The organism is Desulfurivibrio nitratireducens (genome assembly GCF_044068515.1).
Lineage (GTDB): Bacteria > Desulfobacterota > Desulfobulbia > Desulfobulbales > Desulfurivibrionaceae > Desulfurivibrio.
This window is the reverse complement of record NZ_JBIPKI010000010.1, coordinates 13139-28784: the sequence shown is the minus strand read 5'-3', so window position 1 is coordinate 28784 and position 15646 is coordinate 13139. Positions and strand designations below refer to the sequence as shown.

The following is a 15646-nucleotide window of genomic DNA, read 5'->3' as shown; positions in this document are numbered from 1 at the left end:
TTAAGAGGCAAGTTTCGATTATACCAGTTGGCCAAATTGATCTTTTAACCTATCCCAACTTTTATTGTCAATTAGGCAACTTGCCAGGAATAAAAAAATTACTTGTTGTGGCAGGTCAGACAGAGCAGCGAAGCGTGTTGAGCCCCCCCCTGGCCGGTCCGGATACCCGCCCGCAGGACCACGGTATTAGGCACCGAGACCCGGTTGTGGACATCGTGGCAGGAGTGGCACTCCACCCGGCCGAACTCCAGATACTGGCTCACCGGGCTGTGGTCGTACCAGGTTTTGTCGGCCGGGTCATGCAAGCCCCCCGCCATCCCGATCTTGGTATTGTCGACATACTGCACCGAGACCGGGTGATGGCCCCGCAGATCGAGTTTGGCCCCATCCTTGAGGGCCCCGATCACAAAGCGGCCGGTCAGCACCGTATCGATGTCGCCCTGGCGGCCGTCGAAGGCGTCCAGGGCCACCGTCCCGTCGTGGCAGCTCAGGCAGAGCTTGGAGCGCCCGATCGGCTGATCTTCGATGGTCCCGGCCAGGCTGGCACTACTGTACATGCTGTATTCAGCCGTACTCACGCTGTGGTTCCAGAGCAGGCCGGAATCGGAGCCCTGCCAGAGCTCGAGGCCCCGGTCATGGGGGGCGTGGCAGACCCGGCAGACTTCGCCGCCGTATTCAAGCCCCCCGTTGTTCCAGTCCTCACCGGAAAAATCATGCTTGCTGCCCTTGATTCCCTGGCCATTACCGGCCAGCAGGTTGCCCGGCAGGGCCCAGCCGGCCAGCAGGAGCAATGCCGCCACCAGCCACCAGTTGGTTTGCTTCATGTCCTCCTCCCCCTTTGTTGACCCGCGGGTGCAGCCCCAACGTCCTCCGGGCGCGGAAGGCGAACCCCCCTTCCGCGCCCGGAGGCAACCTAATTGCGTCGTCCAATGGCGGCGCGATCAGGCTTACTTGTTGTGGCAGCTCAAACAGAGACCGGAGGGATCGGCGCCGCGGTTGCCCGCCAGCCCCTGGCCGGCCCGGTTGAGCCGGGTGCCGATGGCGTTGACGCCGGGGGAGTCATGGACATCGTGGCAGGAGTGGCACTGCACCATGCCCTGCTCCAGGACCATGTCCACGGTGGGGGCATCGGTCATCTTAACCAGATTGCCGAAGACCTGGCCATCGGGGTTATGCAGACCCCCGGCCCGGCCGACCTTGGGGTTCTCGGCAAAGTGGCCTTCAGCATAAGCGACGGAGATCGGGTGGGTACCCATCAGGAAATCGGTGCCACTGCCAGCGCGTCCTTGGCCTATGGTGAAGCCGTTGGAGAGATTGCCCATAAAAACACCACCATTTAGGGGTTCTTCCGCGGTTCCAAAAGCGCCACCTTGCTGACCGTCAAAGGCATTAAGGGCCACGGTGCCGTCATGGCAGGAGAGACACAGTTTGGATTTGCCGATAACGTTGCCGGCGATGTCACCTTCGAGTGAAGAACTCTCATACATGTCATAAACGTCCGTATCGGCGAGTTGATGGTTCCAGAGCAGCCCGGTTTCGCCTACTTCCTCGCCCCACTCCTTCCAGGCGGTGCGGCCCTTATCATGGGGAGCATGGCAAACCCGGCAGATCTCACCCCGGTAGTTCCAGCCATCAGCGGCTTCCTGAAAATCAGTGCCAGTGTAGTCACGGAAACTAGAACCTGTTTCAGCATTTACATTGTCGGTAAAGTCATGGGCGCTGCCCACGATGCCCGCGCCCTTGGCCCGGGCGTCCGCTTCATTGTACAGGCCACCGGCTACTACCAGGGCCGCGGCGGCCAAACCTACTACCAGATACTTTTTCATTGCTGCATCCTCCTGAATTGTTTGAGACTTCCCTCTTTTGCTCTCCGGCTGCCCGGCCCAAACCGGGCCGGCAACCTTGTTCATTGTCTTGTGCCTGCTGCGGCAACGGCCGGCGGGTCCCTGGCCGGTCCCCGCCTGGGCTTACTGCTTGCTTACTGACGGTGCCTTCACCTCCCTCTCCTTGTGCTGGTTCCAAGTTCCGCTTGCGCCGCTGGCCAAGCCCTCCCTTGCTGTCGGTCAGGGTCACTAGCAATCGGCGTGCCAATTGCCGTTTTATGGCTAAAAAAGACGATTAGACAGGGAAATGAAGGGACGGAAGGGGAGGGCGGTCGGGTGAGGCCGGAGCAGAATCCGGGGATATGACCAGATAGGGTTGGCCATATCCCCGGCCGGGGGGCGTGGACTCGTTCATTCGGCCTTAATCCGGGGCCGTTCAGCCCACCCGCAAGGCCATGCGCCGGTGTTCCCAGGCTTTAGTTAACTCGCCAAAAGGTCGGGTTTTTTGGCATAACCGGACCTTTGGTCCGGCAGATGACCGAGTTGTTTTAAGTGATTTTTTGGGGATTTGACTAAAGAAGGCATAGATTTTGCTGGTTAATAAAATTTTCAGTTCAGGCTCTGGGCCCTTATTGGGGGGCCGATCCCTGACCCTAACCCCCGCAAGCGCCTCATTTTTTTTAGCCCGGCAGGTCCCCATGAACCAAACAGATGCACCCATCTGGCATTTATTCGCCTCGGTCAAACTGGCCCTGGTGCTCATCGGTCTTCTGGCCGCCACCTCCATCATCGGCACCATCATTCCCCAGGGCCAGCCCCCGGAGTATTACCAGGACGCCTACGGCCCCGGCCCGGCCCGCCTCTTGCAGGCCCTGGACCTGACCGCCATGTACGGCTCCTGGTGGTTCCTCCTCCTGCTGCTGGTTTTTGCCGTCAACCTGGTGGTCTGCAGCCTGGAGCGCCTGCCCCGGGCCTGGCGGCTGGTGACCCGCGACCATCTGGCCACCGAGCCGGCGCGGCTGGAGAAAATGCCGCTTAAAGCGGAGCTGGCGGTAGCGGCCGCAACCCCTGCCGCCGCCGCGGAGAAAGTGGCGAACCTGCTGGCCGCCGCCGGCTGGCCGAGCGCCGGCCGCGAACGGGAGGGCGGGGTGCTGCTCTTCGCCCAGAAAGGGGCCTGGTCCCGGCTGGGGGCCTACCTGGTCCATCTCAGCATTCTGGTCATCTTCGCCGGCGCCCTGGTCGGGGCGGTTTTCGGCTACAAGGGCGGCATCATGTTCCCGGAAGGGGTGACCATCAGCCGGGTCTTCGAGCATGGCAGCGCCCGGGAGATTCCCCTGGGCTTCCAGTTGCGCCTGGACAACTTCGCCATCAGCTATTACCCCAACGGCATGGCCCGGGAATACCGCTCCGATGTGACCATCCTCGATCCCGCCCTGGTCGCCCCCCGGCAAACCGCCATCCGGGTCAACCATCCCCTCAAGCACCGGGGCCTGACCTTCTACCAGGCCAGCTACGAGCCCCGGCCCGAATTCCTGGTCCGGATCCGCAATCAGGCCAATGGCCGGGAAACCAGCCTGCTGGCCGGCGCCGGCCAACCCTTTGCCTGGCCGGAGGAGGAGGTCAGCTTCCAGTTGGCCACCTCCAGGAGCGACCGGCAGGGCCGGGTCGAAGAGTTCCAGGTCAGTTTCAGTGCCCCCGGGGCTGAACCCAACGTTTTCCCCCTGCGTGATCTGGAGACCGCCACCCTCTCGTGGCCCGGCGGCGATTACCTTTTTTACGTCCGCCAGCGTTACGCCACCGGCCTGCAGGTGGCCCGGGATCCCGGGGTCTGGGTGGTCTATGCCGGCTTCGCCCTGATGCTCCTGGGCCTCTACGTTACCTTTCTGGTCACCCACCGCCGGGTCTGGGCCTGCCTCCGCCCGGACGGGGAGGGCCGGACCCGGCTGCTGCTGGCCGGCGGCAGCAACCGCAACCAGGCCACCTTCGACCAGCGTTTCGCCGAACTGGTCGAGCGGCTGCGGCGCGATCCGGCCATCAAATAAACCAACCGGCAACCCTCCAGGGCCTAAAACCAAGGATCAAAGGCAAACCCCCATGCAAAGCGCCACCTTCCTCAACCTGACCACCTTCGCCTACCTGGCCTCGTCGGTACTCTACATCGCGATCCTGGTGTACGGGACCAAAAACAAAACCCTGGGGCTCGCCGCCACCCTGACCACCATGGGCGGCCTGCTGCTCAACACCCTGGGCATCCTGACCCGCTGGTACGAGGCCTTTAATCTCGGTTTCGGTTATTACGCCCCCTTCTCCAACATGTACGAGTCCCTGGTCTTCTTTGCCTGGTGCATCGCTTTGATCTACCTGATCATGGAATACATGTATAAGAACCAGACCCTGGGGGCGTTTGTCATGCCCTTTGCCTTCCTCAGCCAGGCCATGGCCGAATACTGGCCCCAGTGGAACCAGGATCTCCGCCCCCTGCTGCCGGCTTTGCAAAGCAACTGGCTGATCGCCCATGTGATCACCTGCTTCATCGGCTACGCCGCCTTCGCCGTCGCCTTCGGCCTGGCGGTGATGTACCTGCTCAAGAGCCGCAACGCCGATAAAAGCGGCAAGCCGGACGGCGTCGGCATTTGGGCCACCCTGCCCGGCCTCAAAACCATTGATCACATTATCTACAAGACCATTCTCTTTGGTTTTCTCTGGCTCTCGGCCGGGATCATTACCGGGGCGGTCTGGGCCAACTCGGCCTGGGGCACCTACTGGAGCTGGGACCCCAAGGAAACCTGGTCGCTGATCACCTGGTTCGTCTATGCCGCCACCCTCCATGCCCGCTTTACCCGGGGCTGGGGCGGCCAGCGGATCGCCTGGCTGGCGATTCTCGGTTTTGTTTGCACCCTTTTCACTTATTATGGAGTAAACTTTCTGCTGTCAGGACTGCACAGCTATGCTTGAGCGGCAAAGGGACGGAAAAATCAGGAGTTTTGCCTTTTCAGGAGATTCACGCCCGGGTTGGGTCTTGACAATCCGGGCGGCGGTCGTCATAAGACAGCGATCATGCAACGGTGCCGGCCGGCGAGCCGCGTTGGCGGGCCAAGGCGCATAAGCACCGATCATCAATGACGCCTTGCCGCCGCGCCGGCCTTTGGCCGGGGGCGGTCATGCGTTATTGACGCCAGCCGGAAGTTCGGGAAGGGAGAGAAAGCGATGAAGTCTTTTTTGCCGCGTTGCCGGCCCCTGTTAGTGCTTGGCCTGCTGACCCTGCTCTGGCTGTCGGCGGCTTGCGACCGGAACCGGGAAAAAACCCCCGAGCCGCCAGCCTGGCCGCAGCAGCGCCTGCTTATCGGCCTGCTGCCCGAACAGGACATCTTCGTGCAGCGCCAGCGTTACGCCCCCATTGCCGAATACCTGGCCCGGCATACCGGGCTCGAGGTTGAGCTGCGGATAATGCGCCGCTACGGCAACATCATCGATAATTTCACCAGCCTGGAGCTGGACGGCGCTTTCCTGGGGAGCTTTACCGGGGCCCTGGCCATCGAGGTGCTGGGGGCTAAGCCCCTGGCCCGGCCGGAGTACAGCGGCGGGGTTTCCACCTATTACGGGATGATCTTTGCCCGCAAGGACAGCAAGATCAGGACGGCCGAGGGTATGCGAGGCAAGGTTTTCGTAATGGTTGACCGGGCCACCACGGCCGGCTGGCTGCTGCCGCTGCACTACTTTCACCAGGAGGGGATCAGCGCCCCCGAAGCCTGGTTGGAAGAAATTTATTTCGCCGGAACCCACGAAGACGCCATCCGCGACGTTATCGAGGGGCGGGCGGACATCGGCGCCGCCAAGGATCTGATTTTCGACAGGTTCGAAGGCGGCCGGGCCCGGGAACTCCTGGAAATCATCGCGGTTTCACCGCCGGTGCCCTCCAATACCCTGGTGGTGAGCTCGGCACTGGATCCGGCTCTGCGGGAGCGCCTGCAGCAGTTGCTGCTGACCATGCAAGATGACCCTTCCGGGCGCGAGGCGCTGGCGAAATTCGGCGCGGAGCGTTTTCTCGCCACCGGGGTCGAGGACTACAATCCGGTTTTGGATTATGCCTGGGATATAGGCCTGGATCTGGCCGACTACCACTACCGCAACCAGTGATGGCGGCGGAGATGATTTTGATTTTATGAGAAAAAAAGCGATTATTGGTTTTATCGTCCTGACCCTTTTTTTTGTCGGTGGGGGCATCTATATCACCATGGCCAACAACCGGGCCATCCATGGCCTGGAAAAGGTCGTCCAGCTCACCGAAGTGGCCCATCGCCGGGCCAATCTGCGCAACAGCATCATGATGGTCCAGACCGATCTGCTGCTGGCCGATTCGCCCCACGCCTCGGATATCACCACCGTGGTCGGCCACGGCGAATCGATGCGCAAGGCCTCGCAAGAGTGTTATTCCTGCCATCACAGCGAAGAGATCTTTGCCAGCTTTGACCGGATCAAAGTAATGATGGATGATTATCTCAAAAAGCTGAGCCGGGTTTATACCATCCGGGCGAACCGGGTCCGGCTGCACAATGAAATAGAGGAGGCTTACGCCAGCGGCCAGCAGCTCTATGGGGAGGTTTCCCGCCTGTCCACCATTTCGGCCCACAAGATCCCGATGCGGATCGAGGAAACCAGGGCGGAGATCGGTCGGACCAAAAACCTGGTTCTGGCTTTGGTGATCAGCGGCCCGTTGATCGCCCTGGCTCTGATCTTTTTTTTCATTCGCCGCTTCACCAACTCCATTTCGGTGCTTACCCGGGCCACCGGCAAAATCGGGGCAGGAAACCTGGACCATGCCATCTCCGAACCCCTTTATGACGAATTTCAGGAGCTGGCCGGGGCCTTCAACCAGATGACCGCTTCCCTGAAGCGACAGCGCGAGCAGATTGCCGAGGTGGAGGACCGCTACCGGATTCTTTTCGAATCGGCGGTGGATGCCATTTTCATCCTTGAGGCCGAAGGCGAAAAGGTGGGAACCATCGTCGCCGCCAACCAAGCGGCGGCGACCATGCACGGCTATACGGTGGCGGAAATGATCGGCATGCGCATCCAGGATATCGATACCCCGGAAAGTGCGGCCAAGGCCGGGCCCCGCTTTCAGCGCCTGTTGCAGGGAGAGCGGGTGGAGGCTCGGGTTTACCACCGCAAGAAGGACGGCACCGTTTTTCCGGTGGAATTCAGTGCCGGCCTGGTGGAAATGGAGGGGAAAAAGTACGTGCTTGCCTTCGACCGGGATATCACCCTCCGGGTTCGGACCGAGGAAGCCCTTCTGCGTTCCCGGCAGTTGGCCACGGTGGGAGAAATGGCCGCCGGCCTGGCCCACGAGATCAAAAACCCCCTGGCCGGGATCAAGATTTCGATGGAAGTGTTGAGCAACGAACTGGAACTGGCCCCGGAGGATCGCGATGTATTTACTCGAATCGTCCGAGAGATTCAGCGGATTGAAAATCTGCTCCGCAATCTGCTCAACTACGCCCGGCCCCCAAAGCCCAATTTTTCTCGCCTCGATTTGAATCTCCAGGTTGAAAACGGCCTCAAGAACGCGGAAATGATCCTCAAATCACCTGATTATGCCGGGCAAAACGGCAAACGGATTGAATTCCGCCGGGAGCTGACCCAAGATCTCCCCCCGGTCCAGGCCGATGCCGCCCAGTTGCAGCAGGTTCTGCTGAACTTGTTGCTCAATGCCGTTGAGGCGATTGCCGAGGAGGGCATGATCACCTTGGCCACCTGGCTTGGCCCGGATAATAAGGTGCGGGTGAAGGTGGCCGATACCGGCAAGGGCATGCCGGCCGAGGTCAGCGCCAGTATTTTTCAGCCCTTTTATACCACCAAGCCCAAGGGCAATGGGTTGGGCCTGGCGATCAGCAAGCGGTTGGTCGAACTGCACGGTGGCGATATCGAGGTGATCAGTTCCCCGGGCCGGGGCACCACTTTCATCATCACTTTGCCCCGGGAACCGGAGGAGCAAAGTCTCGGGGAACTTGAGGAGGCTGTCGGCGCATGAATAATAATGGCCGAATTTTCGCCGTCGATGACGACGAGCTGATCGTTTCCATGCTGGCTCGGGCCCTGAAGAAAGAAGGCTACGAAGTGCATTATCAGACCACCACCGCCGAGGTGGTGGCCAATATCGCAGCCTGGCACCCCGATGTGGTCTTCCTCGATATCGACATCGACGAAAAGATGAGCGGGCTCGATGTGCTGGAGGCCCTAAAGCGGGAGGGTGTGGGGGCGGCGGTAGTCATGCTCACCGCCGATGATTCGGCGGAGTCGGCCATTCGGGCCATGAAGCTCGGGGCGGTCGAATACTTCACCAAGCCCTTCAATATCGAAGAAGTAAAAATCATCACCCGGAATATTGTCGAGAACCTGCGCCTGAAGGAGGAAGTCAAATTCCTCCGCGAAAGAGAGGCCAAAGCCCCGGAGAAGCAGTTTTTTGGGGAATCCCCGGTCATCCGGGAAATCCTGCAAAAGGCGCAGAAACTGGCCTCGGTCGGGGCTGAAACCATCCTCGTCACCGGCGAGTCCGGGACCGGCAAGGAGGTTCTGGCCCGCCAGATTCATGCCTGGCAAGAGGCCGAGCAGGAGGAAGAGGGGCCGTTTCTGGCCATCAACTGCACGGCCCTGCCGGAAAACCTCATCGAAAGTGAACTCTTCGGTCATACCCGCGGCGCCTTCACCGATGCCAGGACCGACAAGAAGGGGGTTTTCGAGCTGGCCGCCGGGGGTACCTTGTTGCTGGACGAAATCGGGGATATGCGCCTGGACCTGCAGGCCAAGCTGCTGCGGGTGATCGAGGACCGCAAGGTCCGCCGGCTGGGCGGCAGCATTGATTTGCCCATCCATACCACGGTGATTGCCACCACCAACAAGGATATCAAGATAGCCGCGGAGAAAGGCGAATTCCGCGGAGATCTCTATTTCCGGCTCAGCACCTTCACCGTCTGCCTGCCGCCTTTGCGGGAAAGAGGGGAGGACATCCTGCTGCTGGCCCGTCATTTTCTCCGGTTCTTCGCCCATAAGTATCTGAAAAAGGAGATCAAGGGCTTTTCTCCGGCGGCGGAAAAGGCGATTATGAGCTATCCCTGGCCCGGCAATGTGCGGGAATTGCGCAATGTTATCGAACACTGCGTCGTCCTGGAGAATGTGGAAATCATGGAACCCTGGCACCTCTCCCTCAACCTGCCCCAGCAGAGGGGTTTTGTCGAGCGCCGCAAATCCAATCGGATTATCCTGCCGGAAGCCGGTATCTCTCTGGAAGAGGTGGAAAAGGAGCTGATCCACCAGGCCCTGGAACGGACCGGCAACAACCAGGCCAAGGCGGCCAAGCTGCTGGGAATTACCTACGATACCATGCGCTACCAGGTCAAGAAGTTCGGGTTGGCCTGAGGGGGCATCGCTAAGTTGAGGCATGTTTACGGCTGGGCATAACACTCCCCCGGTATATCGTCGCTGGTGTGGCCGGGCCCGGCTGTACTGCCGTCACGGAGGAAATGATGCGGATAACCAGCGCAATCTCGATCCCCGACGGGGAAATCGAGCTGCAGGCGGTGCGGGCCGGCGGGCCGGGGGGCCAGCACGTCAACAAGGTCTCTTCGGCCATTCATCTCTTTTTTGCTATCCAAGCCTCATCCCTGCCCGAAACCTGGAAGGAAAAACTGCTGGCCCTGCCGGATCGGCGGATCACCGCCGAGGGGGTGGTGGTAATCAAGGCGGGCCGTTACCGGACCCAGGAGAAAAACCGGGAAGATGCCCTCCAGAGATTGCGGGAGCTGATTCTCAGCGTCAGCCGCCCGCCCAAACCCCGCAAACCCACCCGCCCCAGCAAAGCCGCCCGCCAAAAGCGCCTGGAGAGCAAGACCCGGGCTGGCCGGGTCAAGGCCCTGCGCAAGCCCGTCACTTCCGGCGACTGAAGCACTTGTCGCCTGACCGGTCGTTGCCTCCTGGGCCGGCCCGTTTTTTGCCCTTTGCCCTTGCCCTTTGCCCTTGCCCTTTGCCATTGACAGGCCCTCCCGCCCCCCGCTACAAAAGAGGAAGACTCGAAGGCGGAAGCCCTTTGGTCCGCTTTTGCCTAATCCGCGCGGCTGGGAGGTGTTAGATGGCCGAGAAAAAGCAGGCTTTGCCGGGGGCCGCACCAACCGGGGGATCCTGGTGGCAAAGATCCCGCAATCGCTGGCTGATTGCCGGCGGGCTGGCCCTGCTGGCTTATACCCTGGCGGGATTTCTGCTGGCTCCCTGGCTGGTCAACCGTTATCTGCCCCGCTATGTCGAGGAACAGCTCGAGCACCAATTGAGCCTGGGCGAGGTGCGGATCAATCCCTTTATCTTTACCTGTGAAATCAACGATTTTCGGCTGGGCGACGCCGGGGGTGAACCGCTGCTGGAGTTTAATCGCCTGTTCGTCGATTTCGAATTGGAAAGCATTTACCGGCGGGCCTGGACCTTCGCCGCAATTACCCTGGAAGCTCCCATCCTCCACCTGCGCATCGACCGGCAGGGCCGCCTTAATCTGGCTCAACTGCTGGCACAGTTGCCGGAGCGGGAAGAGCCGCCCCCGCCCCAGCTGCCGCCGCCCCAGCCGGCCAAGCCGGTGCGCCTGCTCCTCAAAAGCTCCGCCCTCAGCCAAGGGGAGATCCATTTTGCCGATTACTCCGGGCCGGTTCCGGTCCGCACCACCTTCGCCCCGGTGGCCATCGGTTTCAGCGAAATTTCCACCCTGCCGGAGCGCAGCGGCGCATACGCGGTGACCGCGATGCTGCCCGGCGGCGGCCGGTTGGGCTGGCAGGGAGATGTCTCCCTGGTTCCCCTGGCTTCCCACGGCACCCTGGCCATCGACGATTTTCAGCCCGCCGAGATCTGGAAATTTTTTCAGGAAGATTTTACCCTGGCCGAACCCGCCGGAGTCGCCCGCCTGCGCCTGGACTACCGTTTTGCCCATGCCGCCGGCGAGACCGAACTGGTGGTGGCCCCCCTGGACCTGGTCCTCAGCGATCTGCTGCTGCGGGAAAAAGCGGGGGAACGCCCCCTGCTGCAATTGGCCGAACTGGCGGTGCGCGATGTCCATTTCGATCTGGCCCGCCGCGAACTCCGGGTGCCGGCGGTCGCGCTGCGCCAGGGTCAGCTCAGCGCCGCCCTGGATCAAGCCGGGCAGCTCGACTGGCAGCAACTGCGCCGGCCGAACGCCGGCGACTCGAACCCTGCGCAGCCGTTGGCAGCGGAAGGGGCCGGCGAACAACCGGCGCCCGAGGCCGTCAATGGCACTTCCCAGCCCTGGCGCCTGGTCATAGAGGCCTTCCAGGCTGCCGATTTTGCTCTCCACTATGCCGACCGGAGTCGGGGCGAGCCCTTTATTGTCGAGGTCGAGGAGGCGGCCCTGGAGCTGAGCGCGGCGGCGGAAGTCGGGGCCGGCGAGCCGCAGGTGCGAGTGGCCGAGCTGGCTTTTCGGCTGGCCGGGATCAGCAGCCGGGAAGAAGCCGGCGCCGAACATCCACTCTGGGCTCTGGCTGGAGCGCGGTTGGCCGGGGTGAGTTTCGAGCTGGCCGAGCGCCGGGTGGAGATCGAAGCGCTGCGGCTGGAGGGCGGCCGGGCCGAGCTGGTGCGCACCGCCGCCGGGACCATCCGCCAACTCGAGGTGCTGGCCGCCGTACCGGAAAATTCGCCGGCCCCAGCCGATCCGGGTCCGGCTCCCGCAGCGGCCCCGGCCTGGCGCTTGCTGCTCGATCGCGGCGAGTTGGCCGATTTCAGCCTGGACTATGCCGACCAGGGCTTCAATCCCCCCCTGACCTATGGCCTGCGCGATCTGGCCCTGACCGTGGAGGGCATCGATACCGCCGGCCGGGAGCCTTTCCAACTCACGGCCCAGACCAAGGTGGCCCAGGGCGGCACCGTCGCGCTGGAAAGTGCTGTAGCCCAGAGCGGCGAAGAGGCGCGCGGCCGGCTCAGGGTCGCCGGGTTCAACCTCGAACCCCTGGATACCCTGCTGGCCGAGCACGTCCTGCTGCGTCTGGCCGGCGGTAAGCTCGCCCTGGACCAGGGTTTCACCTATCGGGCCGATCCCGCCGGCCCCCGGCTCCAGGTGGACGGCCGGGCCGGCATCGATGACCTGTTGCTCGAGGAGAGCTCAACCGGCGAGCGTTTTCTGGCCTGGCGGGAATTGGCGGTGGCCGGGCTCGATTTCAGCCTGAACCCGGATCACCTGTTGATCAGCGAGGTTAGGCTGCAGGAGCCGGAGGCCAAAATCGTCATTTTTGAGGACGGCGAGATCAACCTGGCCCGGATCGTCCGGGAAAAAGCGGACTCTCCGGACCCGGCGGCGGAACCGGTTGCCAATGGCGAGTCCGCCGCCGCGGAGCCTTTTCCCCTGCAGGTGGAGCGGGTACGGCTGGACAACGGGGTGGTCGATTTCGCCGACTTGAGCCTGGTGCTGCCCTTTGCCGCCCGCATTGAACAGTTCGGGGGTACCGCCCTTAATATCAGCAGCGAACCGGGGAGTCGCACCACCCTCCAGTTCAGGGGCCAGGTGGATGAATACGGCGAGGCCCGGGTGGACGGCGCCTTGGCGCCGCTGGATCCCAAGCATTTCACCGACCTCAAGGTGGTCTTCCGCAACGTGACCCTGCTGCCCATGACCGCCTACACCGCCACCTTTGCCGGCCGCCGGATCGCCTCCGGCCGGCTCGATTTGGACCTGGCCTATAATATCGCGGACAGCGAACTGCTGGGGGATCACCATGTTATCCTGCGGGATTTCCGCCTCGGCGAACGGGTGGAAAGCCCCGATGCCCTGCGGCTGCCGCTGGACCTGGCCATCGCCCTGCTCACCGACCGCGAAGGCAAGATCGACGTGGCCGTGCCGGTGCGGGGCAATCTCGACAACCCCGAATTTTCATACGGGCACGTGATCTGGCAGGCGATCCGCAATCTCTTGGTCCGGATCGTCAGCGCTCCCTTTCGGGCCCTGGGAGCCCTGTTCGGCAGCGACAGTCCCCAGCCGGACACGGTTTTCTTCGCCCCCGGCCAGGTCGAGCCGCCCCCGCCGGAGCGGGAAAAACTGCACCAGGTGGCGGAGGTTCTGGAGCAGCGGCCCCAGTTGATCCTCACCGTCCATGGCGCTTTCGCCCGGGAACCCGACGGGGCCAGTATCCGCTCCCTGGCGGTGCGCCGTTCCCTGGCCGAGCAGCTGGGCATGGAAGTGGCGCCGGATAAGGACCCGGGGCCGGTGGCCTTTGACCAGGCCAAAACCCAGCGCGCCCTGGAGGCCCTGGCCGGTGGTTCCGGGCCGGTGAACGAATTTCTGGCCGCTTACGTGGAGCAGACCGGCCGCCAGGCCCGTCGGGTCAATCCGGCCCTGGCCATTTTCGGCCGCGGCAGCGACGATCTCGAGTTCTACGAGGCGCTGTTCCAGCATTTGGTGGACAACGCCCCCCTGGCCGAACAGGAACTGCTCGATCTGGCTTTGGCCCGGAGGACAGCGGTGATTCGGGAATTGACCGAAGGGGCCGGCCTGGAGCCCGAGCGGGTAGTAGCCGGCGCGGCGGCCGAGGCCGAGGCGCGGGACGAATTGGTGCCGATCGGCCTGGAACTGGGGGTCCGCTGATTTTGGCCGGGGCCGCCAGTCCAGCACCGGCCGGAGCCGGGCCGCCGCTGCTCAGCTTGCGTTTTGCGGGGGAGTTGCGCCAGCTGCTGACAACGGCCCACCAGGCCGGCGCGGTTAGGATTCCCTATCGCGGGGCTTCGATCAAGGACGTGATCGAAGCCTGTGGGGTGCCCCACCCTGAGGTCGGCGCCATTGTCGCCGCCGGCCGGGAAGTCGATTTTGGCCATCGTCCGGCGGCGGGCGAGATGATCGAAGTTTTTCCCATCATCCCGCCGCTGGATGTAACCAAGCCTTCCCAACTGCGCCCCGAGCCCCTGGCCGGGCCCTGTTTCGTGGTCGATATCAACGTGGCCAAACTGGGCCGCTGGCTGCGGATGCTGGGCTTCGACGCCCTGATTCCGGCAAATCACGACGATGCCTTCCTGGCCGCCACCGCCGCCGCCGGCCGGATCCTGCTGACCCGGGACCGCCGCCTGCTCAAGCGCCGCCAGGTGGTCTTCGGTCGCCTGGTGCGTCATGGCGACCCCACCGCCCAGTTGCGGGAGGTGATCTCTTTTTATGGCCTGGGCGGCCAGGAGCGCCCCTTTACCCGCTGCCTGCGCTGCAACGCAAAATTGGAACCGGTGGCCAAGGAGGAAATTCTGCCTCGGCTCGAACCCTTGACCAGGAAATATTATAGCCGCTTCAAATACTGCCCCAGCTGCGACCAGGTTTACTGGGCCGGTTCCCACCGGGAGAAAATGGAGGGGCTGATCAGCGCGGTTCTTGCCTCGCCGGTTTTTGCGGTTGACACCCACCCGGACAATTACGACAATGAAGGATGAGAAACGGTAATAGCCCACCGTCGCCGGGCCCGGTCCACCGCCAAGCAAGAATGGTTCGGCACCGCTGCTCAGCAGAACGGTTTTTGCCGTCGCCCAAGATCTCAATACAGCCATAAAAGAGGACTCCGAAGCCGCCGGCCGCCGTCCCACCGGTTACCGGATGCACCGCCGGAGCGGGAGGTCCGCCATGCAAGACTCGCGCTTTCTTTTCATTTTGCTGCTTATGGTTCTGGCCGGTTTCTGGCTGGCCGGCTGTGCCACCCAGGTTCCGGAACCGATCCGGACCGCCCCGGCCTTGGAGCCGACTCCCGATGAAGTCCGGGCGGCCCCGGCCCGCTACCAGGGGGCTCCGGTGCGCTGGGGCGGGGTCATCGCCGGGGTGGAAAACCGGGTCGACCACACCCTGATCCAGGTGGTTTCCCGTCCCTTGGGCCACAGCGGCCGCCCCCGCGACACCGATGCCGGCCACGGCCGTTTCCTGGCCCGGGTGCCGGGTTTTGTCGAGCCCGCGGTTTTCGGCGTCGGCCGCGAACTGACGGTGCGCGGCCGGGTGGTGGGAGTCAAGCTGCGGCCGGTGGGCGACTATGAATATCCCTACGTGCTGCTGGACGTGGAGGCTTACCATTTGTGGCCGGTGCGGGAACCGGTGCCGGATCCCTATTATTACGACCCTTGGCGGCCCGGTCCTTTCTGGTACGACCCCTGGTATCCCTATCGTCACCCGTTTTATCGGCCCTGGCCCCGCTGATGACCGGCCGGGCCGGTTGCCACGCCCCGGGTCCCAGGCTCAAGGGCTGGGCTTAACCAGCTGAACCCCGGGCCGAGCCTTAGCAAGGAGCACCGCATGCGCCCCGTTCTGATGACTTTGCTGGTCCTGGCTCTGCTGGCCGGCTGCGCCACCGGCCCTCGCTATGATACTCGGGGGGTGGCCCTGGATTTACCGCCGGCCATAGTTTCGGCCAACCCGGAGCCTTACCGGGGGACCCCGGTCCTGTGGGGCGGCCCCATCATAGCTACCCGCAACCTGGCCGACTACTCGGAGATCGAAGTGCTGAGCTACCCGCTGGACAGCGCCCAGCGGCCCCGGACCGATCGCCCGCACCAGGGGCGCTTTCTGCTCCGCCAGCCCGGCTACCTGGAGGAACTGGATTATGCCCCGGGTCGCCTGGTCACCGTCAGGGGGCGGCTGGGGTCGGCCGCGGCCGGCCAGGTGGGCGAGGCCCCCTACACCTACCCGGTGGTTGAGGTCAGCGATCTTCATCTCTGGCCTCTTACCCGCCGCGATCCCGCCCAACCCCGCTTCCATTTCGGCATCGGGGTGATCTTCGGCCGCTAGAGGCAATTGCCGAAAACACCGGGGCAAAACCCCGGGGCCG

The 15646-nt window shown here is 63.0% G+C and carries 12 protein-coding genes; 10 read left to right on the top strand and 2 right to left on the bottom strand.

From position 1 onward, the window contains the following. Positions 1-98 precede the first annotated feature (98 nt). Both ACHHTY_RS04820 and ACHHTY_RS04815 read right to left on the bottom strand, forming a co-directional pair. Positions 99-824 carry a cytochrome C gene (locus ACHHTY_RS04820; RefSeq protein WP_395492955.1) on the bottom strand — a complete coding sequence of 242 codons (726 nt, stop codon included), beginning with the start codon at positions 822-824 and terminating at the stop codon, positions 99-101. A 123-nt stretch (positions 825-947) separates the two neighbouring features. After that, a complete protein-coding gene (locus ACHHTY_RS04815; RefSeq protein WP_395492953.1) occupies positions 948-1826 on the bottom strand; it encodes a hypothetical protein in 879 nt (292 codons plus the stop codon). Positions 1827-2521: 695 nt separating this feature from the next. Between ACHHTY_RS04815 and resB the strand changes: the two genes are divergently transcribed. From resB to ACHHTY_RS04765, 10 genes are all read left to right on the top strand, one after another. Beyond that, positions 2522-3865 carry a cytochrome c biogenesis protein ResB gene (gene resB, locus ACHHTY_RS04810; RefSeq protein WP_395492952.1) on the top strand — a complete coding sequence of 448 codons (1344 nt, stop codon included), beginning with the start codon at positions 2522-2524 and terminating at the stop codon, positions 3863-3865. Between the two features lie 52 nt (positions 3866-3917). Further along, positions 3918-4778, top strand: coding sequence for a c-type cytochrome biogenesis protein CcsB (gene ccsB / locus ACHHTY_RS04805; RefSeq protein WP_395492951.1), 861 nt, complete (start codon positions 3918-3920; stop codon positions 4776-4778). Between the two features lie 252 nt (positions 4779-5030). Further along, positions 5031-5960, top strand: a complete 930-nt coding sequence (locus ACHHTY_RS04800) for a phosphate/phosphite/phosphonate ABC transporter substrate-binding protein (protein ID WP_395492950.1) — start codon at positions 5031-5033, stop codon at positions 5958-5960. Between the two features lie 25 nt (positions 5961-5985). Beyond that, positions 5986-7854 (top strand): sensor histidine kinase, encoded by a 1869-nt coding sequence (locus tag ACHHTY_RS04795; protein ID WP_395492949.1) that lies wholly within the window; start codon positions 5986-5988, stop codon positions 7852-7854. Continuing rightward, positions 7851-9239 (top strand): sigma-54-dependent transcriptional regulator, encoded by a 1389-nt coding sequence (locus tag ACHHTY_RS04790; protein ID WP_395492948.1) that lies wholly within the window; start codon positions 7851-7853, stop codon positions 9237-9239. The genes ACHHTY_RS04795 and ACHHTY_RS04790 overlap by 4 nt, the downstream gene beginning before the upstream one ends. 104 nt (positions 9240-9343) lie before the next feature. Continuing rightward, positions 9344-9763: an alternative ribosome rescue aminoacyl-tRNA hydrolase ArfB gene (gene arfB, locus ACHHTY_RS04785; RefSeq protein ID WP_395492947.1), complete on the top strand. Its 420-nt coding sequence runs from the start codon at positions 9344-9346 to the stop codon at positions 9761-9763. A 185-nt stretch (positions 9764-9948) separates the two neighbouring features. Continuing rightward, entirely contained in the window at positions 9949-13446 is a 3498-nt protein-coding gene (locus tag ACHHTY_RS04780) for a DUF748 domain-containing protein (RefSeq protein WP_395492946.1), read from the top strand. 56 nt (positions 13447-13502) lie between these two features. Next, positions 13503-14270 (top strand): Mut7-C RNAse domain-containing protein, encoded by a 768-nt coding sequence (locus tag ACHHTY_RS04775; protein WP_395492945.1) that lies wholly within the window; start codon positions 13503-13505, stop codon positions 14268-14270. Between the two features lie 187 nt (positions 14271-14457). Further along, positions 14458-15018: a Slp family lipoprotein gene (locus ACHHTY_RS04770; RefSeq protein WP_395492943.1), complete on the top strand. Its 561-nt coding sequence runs from the start codon at positions 14458-14460 to the stop codon at positions 15016-15018. A 96-nt stretch (positions 15019-15114) separates the two neighbouring features. Then, the gene (locus ACHHTY_RS04765) at positions 15115-15606 is read left to right on the top strand and encodes a Slp family lipoprotein (RefSeq protein WP_395492941.1); all 492 of its coding nucleotides are present in this window, start codon (positions 15115-15117) and stop codon (positions 15604-15606) included. Positions 15607-15646 lie beyond the last annotated feature (40 nt).

Excerpts from the sequence above, each read along its gene's own strand:
- ACHHTY_RS04820 (WP_395492955.1), bottom strand. The coding sequence starts at position 824 with ATGAAGCAAACCAACTGGTGGCTGGTGGCGGCATTGCTCCTGCTGGCC.
- ACHHTY_RS04815 (WP_395492953.1), bottom strand. The coding sequence starts at position 1,826 with ATGAAAAAGTATCTGGTAGTAGGTTTGGCCGCCGCGGCCCTGGTAGTA.
- resB (WP_395492952.1), top strand. The coding sequence starts at position 2,522 with ATGAACCAAACAGATGCACCCATCTGGCATTTATTCGCCTCGGTCAAA.
- ccsB (WP_395492951.1), top strand. The coding sequence starts at position 3,918 with ATGCAAAGCGCCACCTTCCTCAACCTGACCACCTTCGCCTACCTGGCC.
- ACHHTY_RS04800 (WP_395492950.1), top strand. The coding sequence starts at position 5,031 with ATGAAGTCTTTTTTGCCGCGTTGCCGGCCCCTGTTAGTGCTTGGCCTG.
- ACHHTY_RS04795 (WP_395492949.1), top strand. The coding sequence starts at position 5,986 with ATGAGAAAAAAAGCGATTATTGGTTTTATCGTCCTGACCCTTTTTTTT.
- ACHHTY_RS04790 (WP_395492948.1), top strand. The coding sequence starts at position 7,851 with ATGAATAATAATGGCCGAATTTTCGCCGTCGATGACGACGAGCTGATC.
- arfB (WP_395492947.1), top strand. The coding sequence starts at position 9,344 with ATGATGCGGATAACCAGCGCAATCTCGATCCCCGACGGGGAAATCGAG.
- ACHHTY_RS04780 (WP_395492946.1), top strand. The coding sequence starts at position 9,949 with ATGGCCGAGAAAAAGCAGGCTTTGCCGGGGGCCGCACCAACCGGGGGA.
- ACHHTY_RS04770 (WP_395492943.1), top strand. The coding sequence starts at position 14,458 with ATGCAAGACTCGCGCTTTCTTTTCATTTTGCTGCTTATGGTTCTGGCC.
- ACHHTY_RS04765 (WP_395492941.1), top strand. The coding sequence starts at position 15,115 with ATGCGCCCCGTTCTGATGACTTTGCTGGTCCTGGCTCTGCTGGCCGGC.